The organism is Geobacter sp. AOG1 (assembly GCF_019972315.1).
Lineage (GTDB): Bacteria > Desulfobacterota > Desulfuromonadia > Geobacterales > Geobacteraceae > Geomobilimonas.
Genome location: NZ_BLIZ01000001.1, coordinates 967,248 through 988,649 on the forward strand (window position 1 = coordinate 967,248; position 21,402 = coordinate 988,649).

Here is a 21,402-nt window from a genome sequence, read left to right on the forward strand (position 1 = left end):
GGTATGTACGTCAAGGACACCATCGCGGCCATCAGCACCCCTGTTGGCGAAGGGGGGATCGGCATCATCCGGGTTAGCGGTGATGCGGCTTTGCAGGTTGCGACACAACTTTTCCGTGGTACGACAGACGGTGGCCTGCAAAGCCACCGTTTTTATTATGGCTGCCTCGCCGAGCCCGGGACGGGGAGCGTCATTGACGAAGTGATGCTCGTCCTCATGCGGGCGCCCCGTTCCTACACCCGTGAGGACGTGTTGGAGATCCATTGTCATGGTGGGTCGTTGGTAGTACAGAAGATTCTTGACCTGGTTCTCCGGCTGGGGACCCGCTTGGCCGAGCCGGGAGAATTTACCCGCCGCGCGTTTCTCAATGGCCGGATCGACCTGATCCAGGCGGAAGCGGTCATCGAGGTGATTCGGAGCAAGACCGAAACGGCCCTGGCCTTGGCGCAGCACCAACGTGAAGGCCTTCTGTCACAGCGGATCGGAATCCTCAAGGAAGAGGTTGTCAACGCCCTGGCGCTCCTGGAAGCCTACATCGATTTTCCCGAGGAGGACATCCCACCGGCCGACTATGACGAGATTGCCCGGCGCGTCGAGAACGCCGCAACCGGTATGGGAGAGCTCCTCGCCGGCTATCGGGAGGGGAGGGTACTGCGGGAAGGAGTTGCGGTTCTCTTGGCGGGGAAGCCGAACGTGGGGAAGTCGAGCCTCCTCAACACCCTTCTCAGAGAAAAGCGGGCCATTGTCACTGCCATACCTGGCACCACCCGCGACATCATCGAAGAGGTGATCAATATCCGCGGTCTGCCGGTTCGGCTTCTGGATACGGCGGGCATCCGGGAGGCGGTTGACGTGGTGGAGCAGGAGGGGGTGCGGCTGACTCTCGAGAAGATTCCCCAGGCGGACCTGGTCCTTTTCATGGTGGATGTCTCCCGACCGTTTGACAGTGAGGATCAGCTTCTTTTTGACAACCTGGCAGATCGGCGCTTCATTCTCGTCAAAAACAAGACAGACCTGGCAGTAACCATCGAGCTGCCGTCTCAGTTGCAAGGGGTGCCGACGATGGAGATTTCCACCCTGACTGGCGAAGGGGTTGATGGCCTGCGCCAGATGATCCACGATCTCTTTCTCCGGGACGGTGCGGTGGACAGCAGGGAGTATGTGGCTATCTCCCAGGCCAGGCAGCGGGATGCTTTGGCTAAGGGGCGGGACGCGCTCGACCGTTTTCGCATGAATCTGGCGGTGGGTGAGACGGTTGAGATTCTTGCAATAGACCTCCGGGATGCCCTCCAGGCCGTCGGCGAGGTGACCGGCGAAACGACCTCCGATGATATCCTTGACCTCATCTTCCAGCGGTTCTGCATCGGGAAATAGCAAATGTTCCACGTGGAACGTTTTGCCTGATCCCTTGCAGGGTGTGGTTTTGTGGTTGGGATACAGTGTCCCGTGAGGGACGTTGTGGAACGTGGTTGGCGAGACTTTGTTTGCGGCCCTGTGTGGCCACCCGAACCGGATTATTTATTTCCCTTTGCGCGGAGAGATGGTTTTCGGTAGTATGGACGGTGGATAACGCGCGGCTCTTAGGCCGCGTTCTGCGTAGTGCGTAATTGTGGAGTCTGCAGGTGATCGTTTACGATAAGAAATACGAAGTGATAGTAGTCGGTGCCGGGCACGCCGGTTGCGAGGCGGCCCTTGCCGCCGCGCGCATGGGATGCCGCACGCTGCTCCTGACCATCAACCTTGATGCCATTGCCCTCATGTCCTGCAACCCGGCCATCGGCGGCCTGGCCAAGGGGCATCTGGTCAAGGAGATCGATGCCCTGGGTGGCGAGATGGGCAAGAACATCGACGCCACCGGCATCCAGTTCCGGATACTCAACACCCGCAAGGGTCCGGCGGTCCGTGCCTCCCGTGCCCAGGCGGACAAGCAACTCTACCGGCTCCGGATGAAGCATGTCCTGGAGTCGGAGCCGAACCTGGACCTGAAGCAGGGGGAGGTGATCGGACTCCGTATAGAGGAGGGGAGGGTAGTCGGCGTGGACACCAAGGCGGGGGTAAGCTTCATTGGTGTCACCGTCATCCTCACTACCGGCACATTCATGCGGGGGCTCATCCACATCGGCCTTACCCACTACCCCGGCGGCAGGGCAGGAGACCTCCCCGCCATCGGCCTTTCCGACCAGCTGCGTGACCTGGGGTTCAACGTCGGCCGACTCAAGACCGGGACACCCGCCCGGCTCGACGGCCGGACCATCGACTTCAGCCGCCTGGAGCCCCAGTACGGCGACGATCCACCGATCCCCTTCTCCTTCTCCACCGAGCGGATCGACCAGCCCCAGGTCCCGTGCCACATCGCCTACACAAACGAGCGCTCCCACGACATCATCCGGGGTGGACTCGACCGGTCACCTCTCTATGCCGGGATCATCGAAGGGATCGGCCCCCGCTACTGCCCTTCCATCGAGGACAAGGTGGTCCGCTTTCCGGACAAGAGCCGGCACCAGACCTTTATTGAGCCAGAAGGACGGGAGACGGTGGAGGTCTATCCATCCGGCCTCTCTACCTCCCTCCCCATCGACGTGCAGTTCGCCTTCTACCGGAGCATCGAGGGACTGGAACGGGTGGAGATCATGCGCCCCGCCTACGCCATCGAGTACGACTATGTGGATCCGATCCAGCTCCATGCCTCCCTGGAGACCAAGCTGCTCGGAAACCTCTACCATGCCGGCCAGATCAACGGCACCTCCGGTTACGAGGAGGCGGCTGCCCAAGGGCTCATGGCCGGGATCAACGCTGCCCTCAGGGTGCGGGGCCGGGAGCCGCTGCTGCTAGACCGGAGCGATGCCTATATCGGCGTCATGATCGACGACCTGGTCACCCTCGGCACCCGTGAGCCGTATCGGATGTTCACCTCCCGTGCCGAATACCGGCTGCTCCTGCGGGAGGACAACGCGGACTTGCGGCTGCGGGAAAAGGGTCACGAAATAGGACTGGTGCGGGAAAATGAGTACGGGCGGTTCCTCCGGAAGAGGGAACTGATTGGGACCGAACTGGCACGGGTGCGGGAGACCCGGCTGGTCCGCTCCGAGATGGACGAAACGATCAAGGCGGAGTTCGGCTTCACCGATCTGCAGAACGCGGTCACCCTGGAGCAGCTTCTGCGGCGTCCCGACATCACCTATGGAGAGCTGGCCCGCTTCGACGCCGCGTCGGCCGAGGTGCCACACCAGGTCCAGGAGCAGGTGGAGATCCAGGTGAAATACCAGGGGTACATCGACCGGCAGCTGGAACAGGTGGAGCGGAGCAAAAAGATGGAGCACACACGGATACCGGCCGACTTCGACTACGCAGTGCTGGCGGGCATCACCGCCGAAGTGCGGGAAAAGCTCCAGAAGTTCCGCCCCGACACCCTGGGGCAGGCCTCTCGTATCTCCGGTGTCACCCCGGCCGCCGTAGGCATCGTCGCCATAGCTCTCAAGGTCCGGAGCAGCCAGTGAACGAGCGGGCGAAGGAGCTGTTCAGCCGAGGTCTGACGCAGCTTGGGCTTCAGCTCACCAGTGCCGAACTGGGGAAGTTTTACCAGCTGGCCACCGAGCTCACCAAGTGGAGCCGCAAGATCAACCTCACCGCCATCCGGGGGGACGAGGATATCGTCGTCAAGCATTTCCTCGATTCTCTTACCCTCCTCAGGGCCATCGGCTCCAAGGGGTCACTTCTCGACATCGGTTCGGGGGGAGGGTTCCCCGCACTTCCCGTCAAGATCGCCTGTCATGACCTGCACGTCGTCTCTGTCGACGCGGTGGAGAAGAAGATCATCTTCCAGCGCCACGCCGCGCGGCTTCTCGGCCTCCATCACTTTGACGCGCTCCACGTCCGGGGTGAAGAGCTGGCCGTAAACTACGCCGGCCATTTCGACTGGGTCGTTTCCCGCGCCTTTTCCGACATCCCCACCTTCGTCCGGATGGCACTCCCCCTCATCAAGGGGTCGGGAAAAATCGTCGCCATGAAGGGGAGGGGGGGGAAGGACGAAGCGCGTGCCGCCGAGCACCCCCTGATCGACATGGGTGCCCGGGTGGTCGAGGTCATGGAATTTACCCTCCCGGTCAGCGGCGATGCAAGGTCACTGGTCATCATCGAGCGGTTTTAAATTTTCCACATCAGCGCTTAGTGCAAAAATGCTCTCAAAGAGAGACAGGGTGATTTGCCACCCATCCCCTGCCGAGACCACTCCCCGATCACCCTGAAAAGCGCCCAAAACCCGAAATTCTAATATTTACACCAAATCCTTGCCGTAAGCCGCCGCGACCATCCGCGAAACCCTTTCCCTAGCTCGTTACGAAAAAAGCTGTCAAAATCGAAATTTGAAAGCCGTATTCTGCCTTAATTTTGTGCAAAAAATTGATCTCTTCCAGATTGAAATTTCCGGCCGGGAACTGGGGATGTGTATATTTCTTGCACATAAAGCGTTTTCGTATTATGTAAAATGCGACTAATTATTTTCGGATAACATAAGCAGTTTTGAAAACCCTTGTTTACTAATTCGGGACTTGGCCAGTATTTTTTGCCATCTGATGCAAGACCGGGGTACTGCTCACTAAGAAGGGAAGAACATGAGGATACTGAAACGGAACATGAGACTCCTCGCTGTCCTGTTCATGGCGGTGATAATGAGTGGTGTCGTTTACGCAACGGCGCAGGCGGAGGTTGTGGTCCGCGTCGGTGGCGCCGGCTCCGGGTTGGGCGTGATGAAAATAATAGCCGAGGCGTTCGAGAAATCCCACCCGGATATAAAGATCACGGTAATGCCGAACCTGGGGAGTTCGGGGGGGATCAAGGCACTGTTGCACGGGGCGGTCGACGTGGCTATCAGCGGGCGAGCCTTGAAGGCAGAAGAGCTGAAGGGGGGGGCAGTTGCCGTGGAATGTGCCCGGACACCTTTCGTGTTTGTCACAAACAAAAACGTCGACAAAGCGGATCTGACGACCCGCGAACTGGAAGCAATCTATGCGGGCCAGCAGCTGACGTGGCCAGACGGGACACGTATCCGTCTGATTCTCCGACCGGCAGGTGACACGGATACCACGATTGTGAGCAGTATTTCAAAGGGAATGGAGCAGGCGGTGAAAGCTGCGAATGCCCGGCAGACCATGATCCTGGCGGTTACCGACCAGGAAGCTGTTGATATGGTATCCAAAACTCCGGGAGCGCTGAGTGGGTCGACGCTTACTCAAATCGAAACCGAAAAGCATCCGGTAAAGGTGCTGTCATATAACGGCATCAAGCCAACGTCTGAGACGCTGGCCACGAGGAGCTATCCGCTGGTTAAACCTATTTACCTGGTGTCGACGCCAAAAACATCGGCGCCTGCGTTGCAGTTCGTTCAGTTTGTACGATCGGCAAGGGGGCGGGCGATTCTGGCAAAATCCGGAGCACTGCCCCATGCTGGCAACAAGAGGACGAAATGAGCTTCAACAGCATCAAAACTGCCACTCTGGCAACAAGATTCACGGTGATGTTTTCTGTGGTTGCGGCGCTCATTTTGCCGGTCGGATATTTTGTCATCTCCTATGGGCATTTGCTGGGAACCATGGAAACGGAGGCGGAAATCAATGCCAAGCTCGTCTCCAGGGTAATCAGTACCAATCCGGAACTGTGGCGTTACGAGACGATTCGCATTGAAGAACTGCTGGCACGTCGACCGAGGTCAGGGACGGCTGAAACGCGGCGCATATTTGACGAGAAGAATGTTCTGGTCGCCGAAAGTGTTAACCGTCTACCATTGCCACAGGTGAAAGCATCATATGAAATCAGGGATGGTGGAGAAGGTGTCGGCAGGATCGAAATCAGCCGTTCGGTGTTGCCCATTCTGGCGAAATCAGGGATTATGGGACTTCTGGGCCTTGGGTTTGGCCTGCTGTTGTATCGATGGCTTCCGTTCCAGGCCTTATTCAAGGCGGGAAAAGAACTACAGGATGCGAACGAGTTTCTGAAGAAGGTCATGGAAGGCAGCACAAGCTCCCTGGTCGTCCTCGATCTCGCCGGGAATGTCCAGATGGCCAACGGGCGAGTCGAGACTCTCACCGGATGTTCCCGGGAAGAACTCCTGGGGCACTCCTTCAACCGTCTGTTTACGGGTGATGCCTGGCCGTACGTCGATGCCGGATTACACAGCGTGTTATCGGGAACGGCGGAAAATGCCACCTTCGAGACGGTACTCCCGCGACGGGATGGCGTGGTACGGAGTCTCTCCTGTGGGGCCATGCCGCTGTTAAGTGGAAAAGCAATTACGGGCGTCGTGGTATCGATGGATGATATTACCGAACGCATCAAAGCCGAAGAAGAACGTCTGGTGCTGGAGCGGCAATTCCAGCAGACCCAGAAACTGGAGAGCCTCGGGGTGCTTGCCGGCGGTATAGCCCATGACTTCAACAATATCCTGTCGATAATTACGGGATACTGCGGAACCATCAAGGCCGATATCGATCCGCTATCGGCACATGCAGACTCTGTTCAGAAGATTGAAGGAGCTGCCGACCGCGCTGCCGATCTCTGCCGACAGATGCTGTCCTACGCAGGAAAACATGAACTGCGACACTCCCCCGTCAATATGCGCATGATGGTGGATGAAATGGTAAAAATGGTGCATTCCGGAATCAAAAGGAATGTAACGATCAAGCTTGATCTGCATGATGACCTGGTGATCATAGCTGACAGCAGCCAGATTCAGCAGATTGTCATGAACCTGATCCTGAACGCCGCCGAGGCGATCGGAGACAGTAAAGGCACAATCACTATCTCCCTCAGAGAGGCGGAAGCGTTGACAGGGCAATCTGACATGGATTTTGTCGGCAAAACCCCCCTTGCCGGCAGATACGTCTGCCTGGAAGTATCGGATGATGGCTGTGGCATGGATGACGTGACACAAAACCGGATATTCGAGCCGTTCTACACCACGAAATTTGCGGGTCGTGGACTGGGCATGTCCGCCACGCTCGGCATTATCAAGTCACATGACGGTGCCTTGCAGTTGTCAAGCAGGCCGGGTGTCGGCACCACCTTCAAGGTCTACCTCCCCTTGTCTTTCGTTTCCGATCCGGCTGAAACCAAGCCAGCAGCCTGCCAAACTACCGTTGCAACGGGAAGTGGCACCATCCTGTTGGTGGATGATGAGGAGGACCTGCGTATTATTGGTCCCATCCGGCTTAAAGCACTCGGTTATTCTTCACTAACTGCTGCCAATGGCCTTGAAGCTCTCCGAATCTACCGGGAGAAAGGGAACGGGATCGATCTGATTCTGTTAGATCTGCTCATGCCAGAGATGGATGGTGTCGAAACATATTACCGGCTGCGTGAACTATCCAAGACCATTCCGATTGTATTTTGCAGCGGATGCAGTATAGAAGAGCTTCCGGCCGACATCCTCGATGATGAACATACCGGCTTCTTAAAAAAGCCGTACAAGCCGGATCAGTTGCGGAATGCCGTAAACAGCGTCCTCCCCTGAAGGCGTGGACAGCACAGGGTTTTGCCTGCTGTGCGGTCCGATCAACCCTTTCTTGACTATCCCCCATTTCGCAGTAATAGATATAAGAACGTACTAATCGCAGGCAAGGGGGAGATGAACATGAAAAGAATAGTCGTGGCACTGTTCCTGACGGTCGTTTTCGCAGTACCAGCGTTTTCCCAGATGGATATGCCCATGCAGGAGCACATGGAAGGGCATGGGCACATGATGGAAATGGGGAGCGGCATGGACCGGATGGGGACCATGATGGGGATGTGCCTTGAGAATGCGGAGAAGATCGGGCTGAGCGATGAGCAGGTCAAGAAGCTCACCCCGATCCATCGGGAGATGGAGAAAAAGCACGCGCGGTTCAAGGCGGACCTGAAGATCGCAGAGATCGAGCTGATGGAGATCATGGAGGTGAAGGATTTTGACCTGGAGAAGGCGAACGCCGCAGTCAAAAAGATTTCCGACATCAAGACGACCCATCATCTGGAGATGCTGAAATCCATGAAAGAAGCACGGACCATCCTGACGGATGCGCAGTTTCAGAAGATGAAGAAGCTGATGCCGATGAAGGCACAGAAAAAGCCGATACGGAAGATGAAAAGGCCGTAGTGGCGGCTGTCTTCTATGAACAATAAAAGCCCCCTTCGACTATGTGCGAAGCGGGGCTTTTTTTTGCGTTAAGGTCAGGGGTTCAAAGAAAAAGGGGAGCGTTTCGGTGCTCCCCTTTTTGAGGTTGTCCGCATCAGAGGGCTACTTGGTTAGGCAGATGTCAACCCATTGGCTTGTGCCGTCTTCGAGGTTCGCAAAGATGCGGTACTTGCCAGCGCTCAGGCCCTTTGTACTCCAGTTGTAGTGGTACTGGCTGCCGTCCCACATATAGACGGGAGTCGTGTCGGCCTGAAGAGCCGCTACATCTTCTGCTATTGTTGCTGTTCCGCATGTCCCAAGGTTACCGGTACGGGTAAAGGTGGGGTTACCCTTTGTCTGAAGCACAACGGTACCCACTGCATTCTGCAGAACAAACTTCGCCGGAATGGTCTGACCAGCCTTGAAGCTGCTCATGGTCGAGCCAATCTGGTGGGCGGTGTCGTTGATCGGTTGCAGGTAGCCGGGCCAGCTGAAGTAGATATTGAAGGTGGCCGTCTTATAGGTGATGTCGTAGTTACCGAGCACGCCAGCCGGGCTGAGTGTGGCGCTGATCGTGTACGGGCCGACCGCTTCACCTGCAACGCGGGTGTAGGTGGCGGTCACGCTGTCAGAAGCCAGGAAGCCGGTCAGGGTACCGGTGAATGCCGGATCGACAGCGCCGAGGACCTTGGACGTTGAGTTCGGCGTTACCGAGGCGGGTTTCTTGTTAATCACGATGGCCACGTCACCGCTGGCATCGTAATAGTTGATGCCGCCGGAGAAGGTCCAGTGGGCCGTGCCACCGGGGAAGGTGGTGAAGGTGCTGCCAAGGTTAAGACTGGCGCAGAGGTCTATGCCGCCTATACCCTTCGCCGTGCCGGTGGCGCCGTGGGCAGTGCCGTCATAGGTGCCGGTCCAGCTGCCGACGCTGATCGTGGCGTTGGCCCTGTTGATCACGATGGCCACGTCACCGCTCTGGTCGTTATAATTGGTACCGCCTGTGAAGGTCCAGTGCGCGGTACCGCCAGGAACGTTAGTGAATGTGGAGCCCAGGTTGAGGCCGGCGCCGAGGTCTACATTGCCCACGCCTTTAGCCGAGCCGGTAGCACCGTGAGCTGCTGCATCGTAGGTGCCGGTGTAGCCGTTGACCGTGACCGTGGCGTTGGCCCTGTTGATCACGATGGCCACGTCACCGCTCTGGTCGTTATAATTGGTACCGCCTGTGAAGGTCCAGTGCGCGGTACCGCCAGGAACGTTAGTGAATGTGGAGCCCAGGTTGAGGCCGGCGCCGAGGTCTACATTGCCCACGCCTTTAGCCGAGCCGGTGGCACCGTGAGCTGCTGCATCGTACGTGCCGGTGTAGCCGTTGACCGTGACCGTGGCGTCGGCCTTGTTGATGACGATGGCCGCTGTGCCGTTCTGGTCGTTATAGTTAGTGCCGCCGGTGAAGCTCCAGTTAGCGGTGCCGCCGGGGTAGTCGGTAAACTTCGCACCCAGATTGAGGCCGGCGCTCAGGTCAACACCGCCCACGCCCGTCGCCGTGCCGGTAGGACCATGAGCTGCTGCATCGTAGGTGCCGGTGTAGCCGTTGACCGTGACCGTGGCGTCGGCCTTGTTGATCACGATGGCCACGTCATCGCTCTGGTCGTTGTAATTGGTACCGCCGGTGAAGGTCCAGTGGGCCGTACCGCCAGGAACGTTAGTGAATGTGGAGCCCAGGTTAAGACCGGCGCCGAGGTCTACATTGCCCACGCCTTTAGCCGAGCCGGTGGCACCGTGAGCTGCTGCATCGTAGGTGCCGGTGTAGCCGTTGACCGTGACCGTGGCGTCAGCCTTGTTGATCACGATGGCCACGGCACCGCTCTGGTCGTTGTAATTGGTACCGCCGGTGAAAGTCCAGTGGGCAGCGCCGCCGGGGTAGTCGGTAAACTTTGCACCCAGATTGAGGCCGGTGCTCAGGTCAACACCGCCCACGCCCGTCGCCGTGCCGGTAGCACCGTGAGCTGCTGCATCGTACGTGCCGGTGTAGCCAACGACATTAATCGTCGCGTTGGCCTTGGCGATCTTGTCGTTGACTGTGCCGTTGGCCGCGTTGTAGTTGCCGTTACCGGCGAAGGTCCACGCATCAGCAGGATAGTCGCCTGCATCGGTGTGAGTAGTGCCACTCAAGGTCAGCTGGCTGCTGAGGTCTTCGCCCTTGACACCGGTGGTCGTGGCGGTTGCCGTGTGGGCGTTGCCATCGTAGATTACGCTGTAGGGGGTGACGGTGATAACGGCGTCGGCCTTCTGGGCGGTGACCGTCTCTTTGATTTGCGTTGCCGGTTTATAGCTGTTATTTCCAGGCTGGTCGTACATCACGGTGCATGCGGTGGTACCGCTTGTCATGGTGAATATTGCACCGATGTTCGTGCAGCCGCCGTCACTACTGTAATTAATTCCTCCGCCTGGTGCCGATGCATCTACCGTGAAGCTTGTCCCATAAGTCGCGTTGGCAGGAGCATGGGTCGTTACGGTAATGGTCTGATCAGCCTTGGCTATGTCGAAGGCGCTGCTTGTAGCGCCGGTCAAGGTACCGCTGGTTGCGGCCAGCGTGTACCCGGTTCCGGCATAGTCGATGGAGAGGTCCTCAAAGGAGGCAATACCGCTGACTGCCGCCTTTGAGGCCGTTCCGCTCAAGGTCCCGCCTGCGGGGTTGGTGCCGATTGCAAGTGAGACGGTATCGGTATTGCTTGTTACTATGTTGCCGTACTGGTCTTGCACCGCCACTGCCACCGGTGGTGTAATCTTTTGCAGCGCGGTCGTGTTCGTCGGCTGTGCAGTGAAGGCCAGCTTGTTTGCGGCGCCGGCTCCGACATTGATACTGCCGCTGGTCCTGGTCATTGAAGAGTTAGTAGTGTCTGTTAAGGTGACCGTCTGGCTCCCCGCGGTTACCAGGGTGACATTTGTGAAGGCATGTGAGCCGTTGTCACTGGCCACAAAGTGGTAATTGGCAGGCAGGATCACTGCTCCACTATCCGAGCTCGTGAACTGGACAGTCCCGGTGTAGTTGGTGTCGGTATTGCCGTAGGAGTCCTGTGCAGTCACGGTTACCGTAAAGGGGGTACCTGCCGTCGCGGCGGCTGGTACGTCAATGATGAATGCGGAGGCTGCTGCAGGAGTGATGTTTATATTACTGCTGGTGCCGTTGATCGAGGCGGTTGCTATGTCGGTGGCGGTGACTGTCTGATTGCCCGCCGTGAGCAGTGCTACACCACGGGTAAAGGTGTTAGTGCCCTTGTCGGTCGCCTGGAAGGTAAAGTTAGCTGGCTGAGTTATCCCGGTGTGCCTGTCCGTGGTCGTGAAATGGACTGTTCCGAGATAGCCCGTCGCGGTGTTGTTGTACTGGTCTTTTGCCGTGACGGTTACATCGAAGAAAGAGCCGGCAGTGCTGCTCGACGGGGCGGTCACGGTGAAGGCGACGGCGGGTCCCGGAATTACGTTGAAGGAGTTATCGACATCAGTGGCGGCGTTGAAATTGTCATTGCCTCCCTGCGATGCACGGATCGTGCAGATACCGGCAAGGTTTGTAAGGGTGACGGTTGACCCCGTAACCGTACAGACCGATGTCGTCAGGCTGCTGAAGCCCACGGTAAGCCCGGAATCCGCTGAAGCGGTTACGTCAAATGCGGGAGCGCCGGCAGTTTTGTCGGAGAGAGCCGCAAAGGTGATGGCCTGGCTGGCTTTACCAATTAGGAAATTCCCTGCGGAGAGACCGGTCAAGTTAGCATAGTTGGCGGTGTCGGCAGGAACGAAGTCCGCCGTGACGGCATAGTTCCCGGCATTGGTCTGGGTAGTGGCACCGCCGGTGAGGATGTTGGCGACCGAACCGGGGACGGAACTGGTGGAGATAGCGACGGTGGCAGCTTGGGGTGTGCCGTAGTATGACTGGGGTGAATTACTTACTGCCAGTGTCGCTGTCGGTGTGGCCTTGCCGATCGTGAAGTTCTTGGAGTCGCTGCTCCCCGTGTGGTTGGTGTCACCGGCAAAGCTTGCACTCGCTGTCGCTGTGCCCGCATTTATATTGTTTGAGTAACTCACCGGAAGTGACTGGCTCAATCCGCCTGCTCCCGACATCTGAGCGGTGCAAGGAGTTTGGGCTGCCCCGTTGTATGTGAATGGCCCTGCCGAGCAGGTAACCACCGTCGAGGATGAAGCCTGGCTGATCGTGAAGTTCCCCGCGGATGCACCGGTAAGGGTATTGTAGTTGGTCGTGTCTGTCGGAGCGAAATCTGCCGTGACTGTATAGGTGCCGGCATTGGCCGGCACAGTTGTTAAACCATTGTATTTGACGTTGCTTACGCTACCGGCTACGGAACCAGCAGATATGGTCGCTGCTTGGGGAGAGCCGTTATAGATGACCGATGAATTGGTTACCGACAGAGTCGGGGTGACCTTATTAACCGTGAAGTTGGCAACGCCTATTCTGTTACCTGGAGGGCAAGCACCTGTAGAAGCTCCTTTGCAGACGAGTACGGAGTAGGAGCCCGTAGTTGTCGGCACATACGAATCAGCCGTGTAATAGGTGCCACTTCCGTGGTTAGCCGAGACGGTGTCTCTCGCCAAGGTGCTGCTGCTAAAAACTGTCTGGCTGCTGTACCATTGGATTCGATAATCCGCACTGCTGCCCCCGGTAATTCCAATAATGGAATAGGAGTATACTGTGTCGGACACATTAAACGATTTTATTGCGGTTGTATGAGCAGCATCGCTGTAGGTATCGGTATTTGCGCTTGATACCGATGCCGCCGCCGTATACGGCCCCACAAACGGCCCACCGCCGCCGGGTGTGCCGGCGGGCTGGACCGGGTCGATGCCGGTATCGGCCAGGGCGTTGGCCATGTTGAGCCGGCCGTTGCCGAACATGGTCGGGTTGTTGGGGTCGCCGGCAGTGCCGATGGCGTCGGCCGAGCGGGCGAGGCGGCCGACGATGATGCCGTTGGTGAGGGTGGGGTCAACCGCTTTCATGAATGCCGCCGCGCCCGCCACGAAAGCCGACGAGGCGGAGGTGCCGGTGATGTAGCTGTAGCCGCCGTTGGGGGCGGTGGTGTAGATGTCCGTGCCGGGGGCGGCGAGGAAAGTATCCTGGCCGTAGTTGCTTACCGCGGCGAGCAGGTCGTTCTGGTCGGTGGCGGAGACGCCGATGACACCGCGGTCGCCGGCGGGGAATGTGGGGGTGATCACTCCGTCGTTGCCGGTGGCGGCCACAAGTACCGCCCCCTTGGACCAGGCGTAGTCGATGGCGTCCTGGAGGTTCTGGCTGAAGTCGGGGTTGCTGAACCCCATGAGGATGACGTCGGCGCCATGGTCCACAGCCCAGACGATGCCGGCGATGATGTCGCTGTCCTGGCCGATGCCGCCAGCATTGAGCACGCTCACCGGCATGACCTGTACGCCGCCGAACGCGACTCCGGCGATTCCCGTCCCGTTGTCGGTGGCGGCCGCCGCGATGCCGGCCAGCCAGGTGCCGTGACCGCTCGGGTCACTCAGCCCGTTGCTGCCGTCCAGGATGGAGGTGCCGGGGATGACCTTGCCTGCCAGGTCGGGGTGGGTGGCATCGACCCCGGTGTCCAAGAGAGCCAGGGTTGCCGTGCCGGTCGGGGCGACCGTGCCGAAGACCGACTCCCAGCCGATCTTGGAGAGTGCCCACTGGACCCCGTAGTTGGCGTCCGTGGGGATCGCTTCCGCCTTCCGGCTCTTGTTCACTTCGACAGTGACGACCTGGGCATCGGCCTGGTAGTTCTGCTGCACCAGGGGCTGGTCGGCAGCAGGTACCGTGACTACGTGCAGTCGCAGGGCCGGGACCGATGAGGTCTCGGCCCCGCCGTTCCGGGCGATGACGGCCGCCTGGTCAGCCGGGGTGAGGCCGTCGACGAGCTTGACGACCAGTGACACCGTGTCGGCTGCCGTGGCGTTCGTGGCGGAATAAAACAGCCCGCCGATGATGGTCAGGATGACCAGAAGAATCGCAAAGGACGAACGTGTCCTCCCCGTCGGGACGTTGTACGTACCGATGCCCAACTCTTTCATGTTGCCCCCCTTGCATTCCATGGAAATAAACCGTTAACCGTGCTCACCTATTTATGCCAAAAACGCTACCCCTGCCCGGAAACCGTCATCGGTGGCCTTTGACCAGACAACCGAGGCGTACACGGGCAGACGCACGTTCGTTACGCCAACCGGAACCAGCAGTTTCACCACATCCCCCCGTTTCAGGGGGTACTTCGTGGCCAGCCCGCCACCGCAACTGCTCAGATCGATCCCCGTCCCCATGTCACGGACGTGTCCGGCTCCCTGTTCCCACATTTCCAGCGTGACCGGCTGATGAAAGGGAGTGCGGCTGTTGAATCTCTTGTTACTAGGTGTTTCCATAGTTCGCTCCATCTTATGCTCGCAATAATAGATATTTATTAAAACAATTCAATCCCTCGAAAGAGGGATTTTGTTTGATTTTTTTTATTTTATGGCTATAAATGCAAAACATGCGGGAGTTTCTCGAAATCATAAGCAAGCGCTCGATGCCGGGGGTATTGATCTTCGACCTTGACGAGCGACTGCTCTTCGCCAACGGTGAGGCCCTGGAGTTGGTCCCCGGCCTGGCCGGCGAGCCGATCGAACGGCTTGCCGTCTGGGAGGGAATCCGTCGACTCCTGGCGTTCCTGAAAGAGCACCCGGCCGAACCTGCCCATCGACGGAATGTTTCTCCGTTGCGGGTTATGGAAAACGGGGACGGTTCCGTCTGTTCCCTGCGGGCATCCTATCTTGGTGCAGCAGGGAAAGGGGAGAAACCGACCCATGTAATGGTGCTGGTGGAACGGGTTGTGGAAAAGCATGGGGTGGATCTGGAGCGGGCGGGAAGGCAGTTCGGCCTGTCGAAAAGGGAGCAGCAGGTGTTGCAGCTTATCTGTCAGGGGGGCATGAACAGGGACATCGGGGAGCGTCTCTTCATAAGCGAGCACACGGTCAAGGACCACCTGAAGAACATCATGAAGAAGATGGGGGTTAGAACGAGGAGCGAGATCATGGCTGCTCTGCAATGAGCATTGCGTCGGCCTGAAGGGGAGCAGTGGGCGAGGCGGTATCGGGGGGACGGCAGCGTGGAGAGGCCGTCCCTTTCCTATTCAGTCTTCCCCCAGGGTAAAGAAGAACGTTGCCCCCTTGTCAACTTCTGCCTCCGCCCATATCTCCCCACCGTGGCGATGGATGATCCGCTGGGCGGTGGCGAGCCCGATGCCGGTTCCCTGGAAATCTTCCGCCTTGTGAAGCCGGTGGAACGGGGTGAATATCTGATCGGCGAGCTTCTTGTCGAATCCGACCCCGTTGTCCCGAATGGAATAGACTTTCTTGCCGTCGCGCTCGGTGACGTCGAATCTTATGACGGTCGATTCCCGTTTGGCGGTGTATTTCCAGGCGTTGCCGAGCAGGTTGGCCATGACGATACGCAGCAGGGTAGGGTCGCCCTGAACGTAGGCGCGTCGTGAGGTGATGAATTGCACCCGCCGCTGGGGGGCAGTCAGCTGCAGTTCGGTTATGACATTGGCGGCGACGGCATTGAGGTCGACCCGCACCTTTGTCAAAGGCTGGCGCGACACGGCGGAGAATTTGAGGAGGGAGTCGATCATGCTGTCCATCCGCTCGGTGGCGCCATGTATTTCCTGGAGGAAGTCGCGCGCCTGTCCGTCGAGCCGGTCCCCGTACATTTCCTGCATGAGCTGGGCGTAGCCGCTGATGTTGCTCAGGGGGGTACGCAGGTCATGGGAAATCGTGTGGCTGAAGGCATCCAGCTCCCGGTTGGAACTTTCCAGCTCGGCAGCCCGGGCCGCCAGGGCGGTGTTGAGGTATTCGATCTGTTCGAGGGATTGTTTGATTGCGGTTATATCGTTCAGGATGATCATCATGCAGTCGCCGATAGTTGCTCCGAAAATCTCGGCAATACACTCCGAACCGTCCTTGCGGGTAACCCGATATTCGGAGCGCTCGATACGGTTGTGGTTGCCATGGGACTTGGCGACGGCCTCTTTCCAGGTCCTCTTGGCTTCCTGACGATCGCTCTCGACGGGATAGGCGCGCTTCCACCAGGTTTCTGCATCCGGGATGTCGTCGAGAGTGTAGCCGAACAGCTCGACAAAACGTTTATTAAGGTATTCCATGTGGCCATCTTTGTTGTTGATGGCGATAGCGATGGGAGAGTGCTCCAGGAGCTGACGGAATTTATCTTCACTTCGTCGGAGATCTTCCTCGTGCCGTTTGTTCTGGGAGATGTCAATGAATATGGTTGCGAACCGCCCGGGGGCAGGGGAGAAGACGGAGATGCGGAAGTGCTTGTCCATGGGGGGAAAGTAGGTTTCGAAGTCGCAGTGCCCGCCATTAAGGGCGATGGGGGCGAAGATATCCAGATAGGGGGCTTCAGCCGTGCCGTAGAGTTCGGATGCCCTTTTCCCCAAGGACTGTTTCCTGGAAAGACCGGTATGTTTCTCATAGGCAGGGTTGACGTCGAGAATCCGATAGTCCACGGCGTGGCCGGCGTTGTCGAGCTCGAGCTCATGGATAGCCACCCCTTCGGCCATCGTCTCGACGAGTAAGCGGTATCTATTTTCCTTCTCCGCAAGGGCCTCTTCAGCCTTACGGCGCTCGGTGACCTCAATGAACGAGGCCATCATGCAGAGGGGGGTGCCGCCTTCATCGGCGATGACGGCGGCCGACAGTTTCACGTCGAACAACGTGCCGTCGCTACGCACGGCAACCAGTTCTCCGCTCCAGCAGCCGTCGTGACGCAGGGAGTCCTTGACTTCCCGAATCTTCTCCGGCGTATGCCAGAACGAGGCGGCGGAGCGGCCCAGGACGTCCCCCTCGTCTGTATACCCCCACATCTTGATGAACGCAGGATTGACGTAAGTGAGCAGGCCGTTTGTGTCGGAAAAGGCAACGGCGTTGATGGACGTAGCGATGGCGGCATCCCGGATGCGGAGAGCGACTTCCGCGTCTTTCAGACCGTTTGCGCTGATCTTCGTCCCTGCCACGCGATGTTTCCCGGCATTCATTACCATGCGTTCCTCTCTCGGCCAGCGGCCTGCCATCCTTAAAGCAGGAACATGAAAGAAATAGTATTATAGCCAAAATATGAGGAAATGCGACTGTTTATTGCGTGAAAACCCATCGTGTCGCCGGTTATGCTTACCAGCATGTCAACTCCATGTACGGTTGTCGTGCGCTTCCCCTTGCCGGGACCGCCACTGGTATGGTACTCTTTCAGTATCTGGTACTTACACAGGGGGTAGACCCATGAAACGTCTCGTATCAATGCTGCTTTGTCTGGCGCTGGTTTCCAGCTGTGCCACCTACAAGACCCAGTACGTGTCGTTCAAGCCGCCCGAAGCCTATCCCAACTTCCAGGTGGTTGCAGGAGCTCCCATGGCCGCGGAAGCGTACGCGGACCAAGCTCAGGCCACGGACGCCTTCGGTTTCGACATCCGGGGAGCGGGGCTCCTCCCGGTCCAGCTGGTTATCGACAACAAGAGCGGTCAGACCATGGAGATCGTTTCGGGGCAGACGTTCCTCGTGGATGACAACAACCGCTATTGGAATGTGGTGGCGAACCGGGCAGCGGTGGAGCGTGTGGAGCAGTACACGGCATCGGGGGCCATGGCGGCAGGGGCGGGTAAAACCGCCGTGGTCGGTGCGATTGCCGGTACCATTCTGGGGGCGGCAATCGGCATCGTTTCCGGTCGTAACGTGGGAGAGGCTCTCGGAAAGGGGGCGGTTCTCGGTGCTGCCGGCGGCGCGGTCATCGGCGGAGTCCAGGGTGGTTCGGACCGGGAACGGGAATACCGGATCGCCGACGACATCCGGGAGAAAGGGCTGGAAGGGAAGGCCATTCCCAATGCCTATCTAGCCAACGGCTTCATCTTTTTCCCCGGCGAGGCCTTGTCGGCGAAGGAACTGCGGATGCAGGTGCGGGAAAAGGAGAGCGGCGATACCTACTCGGTTATGCTCAAACTGAAATAGTCGCCTGATACTTGCGGTTTGCACAAAGGGGGTCCAGGGACCCCCTTTTTTGCGTTCTTGTCAGAAGACGATCTGGTGCAGGTCCCGGCGGCGGTACCGCCAGGCGAAGGCGCCGGCGCGGAAGAACCAGTCCAGGAGGAACACCCCCCAGACGGCGGCAAGGGGGAGGTGGAGGAGTTCGGCGGCGACGTAGGAAAGGAACACGCGGATTCCCCACATGGAGATCAGGGTGACGAGAAAGACGTAGTGGGTGTCACCGGTCCCCCGCAGGCTACCGGCATAGACGAAGGATATGGCAAGGGGGACTTGGGCGAAGGCGACCAGTCTAAGGAAGATGCACCCCTTGTCGATGACCTCCGGATCGTGGGTAAAGAAGCCGATGAGCTGGTGAGGGAGGAAGAGGAAAATTAGCGCCATTGCCGACATGACGAGGACGGCCAGTCTAAGCGCCTCCTGGTGGCTCAGTCGGGCACGTCGGATCTTGCGGGCGCCAAGGGCCTGCCCCATGAGGGTGGCGGCCGCGATTCCCATCCCCGCCCCCGGCATGAACGACAGGGACTCGATGGAGAGGCCGATCTGGTGGGCGGCGTAGGCGGCGGTGCCGTAGCCGATGATGAACTTGGAGTAGAAGAGCTGACCGGACTGCTGGGCCACTCGTTCCAAGGCGACCGGGTAGCCGACCTGCCAGATGCGGCGGAACTGTTCCCGATCGAGGGGGCCAATCTTGATGTACCCCCTGCGGAGTGCCTGCACCAGCAGGTAGAGGCAGCCGAAAAACTCCGAAGCATTGATGGCGTAAGCCGCACCGGTGACTCCGAGCGCGGGGAGCCCGAATTTGCCGTAGATGAGAGGGTAGGCGAGGACCACGTGGAGGATGTTGACCAGGATTACACCTTCCATAGGGGTGCGGGTGTTGCCGATGCCGTGCATGATGGCCGACAGGACGTTGAGGCCGGTTGTGAAGACGAGGTAGAGAAAGACCAGCCGAATATATCCCGTGGCGAGGTGGAGGACGTCGTCCCGGGCGCCGAGAAAGTGGGCCAGACGGTCTCCCAGTGAGTAGCCGAGGAGCGATGCGACAACGGTCATGGCCAGACAGGCAAGGCAGGCGGAAAAGGCCGCCCTTCGGGCTTCCGGATGATGACCCCCCCCCCAGAGATGGGCAATCACGACGGTGGTTCCGGTTGCCAGTCCCCAGAAGACGGTCATGACCACGAAGACGAGTAGCTGGCCGAGGCCGGTTGCGGCAATGGCCGCGGCACCCAGTCCTCCGACCAGAAATATGTCGACGATGGAGACGAGCCGCTGGAAGAGCGACGACAGGAGAACCGGCAGGGACAGATTGAATACCCTGCGACGGATGGAAACCCGCCTGCCGGAGCCGTTGCCGGCCAAGTTGGAGATGAGACTGAGTCTGGGCATGTTCCTGTTTCTGAGGTGTCAGGGAGGGGCACATTGCGTCGTGCCCCTTTATCTGGGGGAATTACAGTTCGAGGTCGTCCGAGAGGCTCAGCACGAAGTTCTTTGCCCGCCCTGACGGGGCGATCATGCCGTAGGCAAGGGCTTCCTTCAGTTCAGCTTCTGTCGCACCCGCTTCCTTCGCGCCCGCGAAGTGTTTTTTCAGTCAGGTGGGGCACCCGACGGCGACGGCACAGCCGACACGGATCAGTTCGCGGGTCCTGGCGTCGAGCACTTCCTCATACTCGAAATCGAGGATCTTTTTCCGGATGCGCATGGTCCACCTCCTCACAATAATGGATACTGCTAGTGCTATGTCACCAAACGGTGCCGTTGTCAACCCCCGTCGTGGCGGGGGAGGCATTTCGTTGTTCCATCGGGGAAAGAGAGCGCTTATTACCCTGTGCTACCTAACCTAGCATATTTATTGCATAAATAAAACCCATTTGCCGTCCGGGAAGAGGAACACAACGTGGAGAAAAGTCATGAAAGCCGAACGAATAGAAGCTATGGAGTGGTTCAAGTCTCTCATTAAGCGCTTTGGCGTCTACCGGGGGGATCCGACCACCCAGGAGTTGGAGATGCTGGGGGAGACCCAGGTGCGGATGCAGCTGGTGGTGAAAACACGGTGGATGCTCCTCATCCTGCTGACATGTTACGGTTTATATGCCGGCGGGTTCATGTATTTCAGCAGCAACGTTACCGACCTGCAGCTTTCCCAGATGCTGGTACTGGGGGGAGCGATGGTGGCGGTGGTGGCGTACAACCTGTTTTACCATCGCTATTTCCGGGAATTGAGCCACTTTGTCTTCATCAACCACCTCCAGATACTCCTCGACATCCTGTTCGTCACCATCCTGATCCATTACAGCGGCGGCGCACTCAGCTGGTTCTGGACCGTCTACCTGGTCCTCACCCTGGAGGCTTCGTTCCTCCTGGAACGGCGCGGGGATGTCTGGTTCATCGGCGGCGTCGGCGGCCTCATCTACGGCGCACTCCTGACAGCCGAATTTTACAGCGTCATTCACCCCATCCGGATGCCGCTTATCGACCCTGCCCTGCAGCACAATTTCGTCTACGTGATGCTTCTCTGGTTCTGGGTTTCCCTCATGAACGGTACCGTGGCGATCATATCCGCCTATCTCATGGCGATCATCCGGAAGCGGGAGTATGACCTCAAGCTGATGGTGATAAAGGACCAGATGACCAGACTCTACAACCGGGCCTACTTCTTCAAGACCCTCAACAGCGAGATTCAGCGTTCGCTCCGTTACGACCACGTCTTTTCCGTCATTCTCCTCGACCTGGACAACTTCAAGATGTTCAACGACACTTACGGCCACCTGGAAGGGGACCGACTCCTGAAAGGAGTGGCGCAGGTGTTCCGGGACAACATCCGGAGGAGTGAAACCGAACCCCCTTACGATGTGGATGTTCCATGCCGGTACGGCGGCGAGGAGTTTGCCATCATCCTGCCGGAGACCCCTCTGCAGGGGGGGGAACATGGTGAGCGCTCTTCCAGCATCAATGCCCTGGGTTTTGCTGAACGGATCAGGAAGGACGTGGAGCGGCTGGACATCGACGGCCGCAAGGCCACGGTCAGCATCGGCGTGGCGTCCTTCCCCCAGCACGGCACTACTCCGGACGCCCTCGTCAAGGCGGCGGACGATGCTCTTTACCGGGCCAAGCATGGCGGGAAGAACCGGGTGGAGTTGGCGGTGGAGTAACAGATCAAAAAAGTGGGTATCACGAGAAAAGGCAAC

Annotated in this window: 15 protein-coding genes; 10 read left to right on the forward strand and 5 right to left on the reverse strand. The window is 58.5% G+C overall.

Features of this window, described 5'->3' with window-relative positions:
• The first annotated feature begins 3 nt into the window (after positions 1-3).
• The 6 genes from mnmE to LDN04_RS04390 all read left to right on the forward strand — a co-directional run bounded on the left by mnmE (position 4) and on the right by LDN04_RS04390 (position 8,122).
• On the forward strand, positions 4-1,374 hold the full coding sequence (gene mnmE, locus LDN04_RS04365) for a tRNA uridine-5-carboxymethylaminomethyl(34) synthesis GTPase MnmE (protein WP_223906788.1): 1,371 nt from the start codon (positions 4-6) through the stop codon (positions 1,372-1,374).
• Between the two features lie 242 nt (positions 1,375-1,616).
• On the forward strand, positions 1,617-3,497 hold the full coding sequence (gene mnmG, locus LDN04_RS04370) for a tRNA uridine-5-carboxymethylaminomethyl(34) synthesis enzyme MnmG (RefSeq protein ID WP_223913334.1): 1,881 nt from the start codon (positions 1,617-1,619) through the stop codon (positions 3,495-3,497).
• Positions 3,494-4,147 carry a 16S rRNA (guanine(527)-N(7))-methyltransferase RsmG gene (gene rsmG / locus LDN04_RS04375; protein WP_223906790.1) on the forward strand — a complete coding sequence of 218 codons (654 nt, stop codon included), beginning with the start codon at positions 3,494-3,496 and terminating at the stop codon, positions 4,145-4,147. Before mnmG ends, rsmG begins: the two co-directional genes overlap by 4 nt.
• 463 nt (positions 4,148-4,610) lie before the next feature.
• On the forward strand, positions 4,611-5,465 hold the full coding sequence (locus LDN04_RS04380; protein ID WP_223906793.1) for a substrate-binding domain-containing protein: 855 nt from the start codon (positions 4,611-4,613) through the stop codon (positions 5,463-5,465).
• Positions 5,462-7,504, forward strand: a complete 2,043-nt coding sequence (locus LDN04_RS04385; RefSeq protein ID WP_223906796.1) for an ATP-binding protein — start codon at positions 5,462-5,464, stop codon at positions 7,502-7,504. Before LDN04_RS04380 ends, LDN04_RS04385 begins: the two co-directional genes overlap by 4 nt.
• A gap of 120 nt (positions 7,505-7,624) precedes the next feature.
• Entirely contained in the window at positions 7,625-8,122 is a 498-nt protein-coding gene (locus LDN04_RS04390; RefSeq protein ID WP_223906799.1) for a Spy/CpxP family protein refolding chaperone, read from the forward strand.
• A gap of 141 nt (positions 8,123-8,263) precedes the next feature.
• On the opposite strand, the gene LDN04_RS04395 is transcribed toward LDN04_RS04390, so the two are convergent.
• Together LDN04_RS04395 and LDN04_RS04400 are read right to left on the reverse strand one after the other, a co-directional pair.
• Positions 8,264-14,206 (reverse strand): S8 family serine peptidase, encoded by a 5,943-nt coding sequence (locus LDN04_RS04395; RefSeq protein ID WP_223906802.1) that lies wholly within the window; start codon positions 14,204-14,206, stop codon positions 8,264-8,266.
• A gap of 51 nt (positions 14,207-14,257) precedes the next feature.
• On the reverse strand, positions 14,258-14,548 hold the full coding sequence (locus LDN04_RS04400; RefSeq protein ID WP_223906804.1) for a PilZ domain-containing protein: 291 nt from the start codon (positions 14,546-14,548) through the stop codon (positions 14,258-14,260).
• 110 nt (positions 14,549-14,658) lie between these two features.
• Between LDN04_RS04400 and LDN04_RS04405 the strand changes: the two genes are divergently transcribed.
• Positions 14,659-15,216: a helix-turn-helix transcriptional regulator gene (locus tag LDN04_RS04405; protein ID WP_223906806.1), complete on the forward strand. Its 558-nt coding sequence runs from the start codon at positions 14,659-14,661 to the stop codon at positions 15,214-15,216.
• Between the two features lie 81 nt (positions 15,217-15,297).
• On the opposite strand, the gene LDN04_RS04410 is transcribed toward LDN04_RS04405, so the two are convergent.
• Entirely contained in the window at positions 15,298-17,223 is a 1,926-nt protein-coding gene (locus LDN04_RS04410) for a PAS domain S-box protein (RefSeq protein WP_223906809.1), read from the reverse strand.
• A 98-nt stretch (positions 17,224-17,321) separates the two neighbouring features.
• Here LDN04_RS04410 and LDN04_RS04415 point away from each other — a divergent pair, with 98 nt between their 5' ends.
• Both LDN04_RS04415 and LDN04_RS04420 read left to right on the forward strand, forming a co-directional pair.
• Positions 17,322-17,462, forward strand: a complete 141-nt coding sequence (locus tag LDN04_RS04415; protein ID WP_223906811.1) for a hypothetical protein — start codon at positions 17,322-17,324, stop codon at positions 17,460-17,462.
• Positions 17,459-18,181: a glycine zipper family protein gene (locus LDN04_RS04420; protein ID WP_223906814.1), complete on the forward strand. Its 723-nt coding sequence runs from the start codon at positions 17,459-17,461 to the stop codon at positions 18,179-18,181. Before LDN04_RS04415 ends, LDN04_RS04420 begins: the two co-directional genes overlap by 4 nt.
• Before the next feature lie 60 nt (positions 18,182-18,241).
• On the opposite strand, the gene LDN04_RS04425 is transcribed toward LDN04_RS04420, so the two are convergent.
• Positions 18,242-19,603, reverse strand: a complete 1,362-nt coding sequence (locus tag LDN04_RS04425) for an MATE family efflux transporter (RefSeq protein ID WP_223906816.1) — start codon at positions 19,601-19,603, stop codon at positions 18,242-18,244.
• Between the two features lie 61 nt (positions 19,604-19,664).
• Complete coding sequence (locus LDN04_RS16875) at positions 19,665-19,916, reverse strand: GSU3128 family (seleno)protein (protein WP_276572177.1); 252 nt, start codon at positions 19,914-19,916, stop codon at positions 19,665-19,667.
• 208 nt (positions 19,917-20,124) lie between these two features.
• Here LDN04_RS16875 and LDN04_RS04430 point away from each other — a divergent pair, with 208 nt between their 5' ends.
• A complete protein-coding gene (locus LDN04_RS04430; RefSeq protein ID WP_223906818.1) occupies positions 20,125-21,366 on the forward strand; it encodes a GGDEF domain-containing protein in 1,242 nt (413 codons plus the stop codon).
• The last annotated feature ends 36 nt before the right edge of the window (positions 21,367-21,402 follow it).

Excerpts from the sequence above, each read along its gene's own strand:
- mnmE (WP_223906788.1), top strand. The coding sequence starts at position 4 with ATGTACGTCAAGGACACCATCGCGGCCATCAGCACCCCTGTTGGCGAA.
- LDN04_RS04380 (WP_223906793.1), top strand. The coding sequence starts at position 4,611 with ATGAGGATACTGAAACGGAACATGAGACTCCTCGCTGTCCTGTTCATG.
- LDN04_RS04385 (WP_223906796.1), top strand. The coding sequence starts at position 5,462 with ATGAGCTTCAACAGCATCAAAACTGCCACTCTGGCAACAAGATTCACG.
- LDN04_RS04390 (WP_223906799.1), top strand. The coding sequence starts at position 7,625 with ATGAAAAGAATAGTCGTGGCACTGTTCCTGACGGTCGTTTTCGCAGTA.
- LDN04_RS04395 (WP_223906802.1), bottom strand. The coding sequence starts at position 14,206 with ATGAAAGAGTTGGGCATCGGTACGTACAACGTCCCGACGGGGAGGACA.
- LDN04_RS04400 (WP_223906804.1), bottom strand. The coding sequence starts at position 14,548 with ATGGAAACACCTAGTAACAAGAGATTCAACAGCCGCACTCCCTTTCAT.
- LDN04_RS04405 (WP_223906806.1), top strand. The coding sequence starts at position 14,659 with ATGCGGGAGTTTCTCGAAATCATAAGCAAGCGCTCGATGCCGGGGGTA.
- LDN04_RS04410 (WP_223906809.1), bottom strand. The coding sequence starts at position 17,223 with ATGGTAATGAATGCCGGGAAACATCGCGTGGCAGGGACGAAGATCAGC.
- LDN04_RS04420 (WP_223906814.1), top strand. The coding sequence starts at position 17,459 with ATGAAACGTCTCGTATCAATGCTGCTTTGTCTGGCGCTGGTTTCCAGC.
- LDN04_RS04425 (WP_223906816.1), bottom strand. The coding sequence starts at position 19,603 with ATGCCCAGACTCAGTCTCATCTCCAACTTGGCCGGCAACGGCTCCGGC.
- LDN04_RS04430 (WP_223906818.1), top strand. The coding sequence starts at position 20,125 with ATGAAAGCCGAACGAATAGAAGCTATGGAGTGGTTCAAGTCTCTCATT.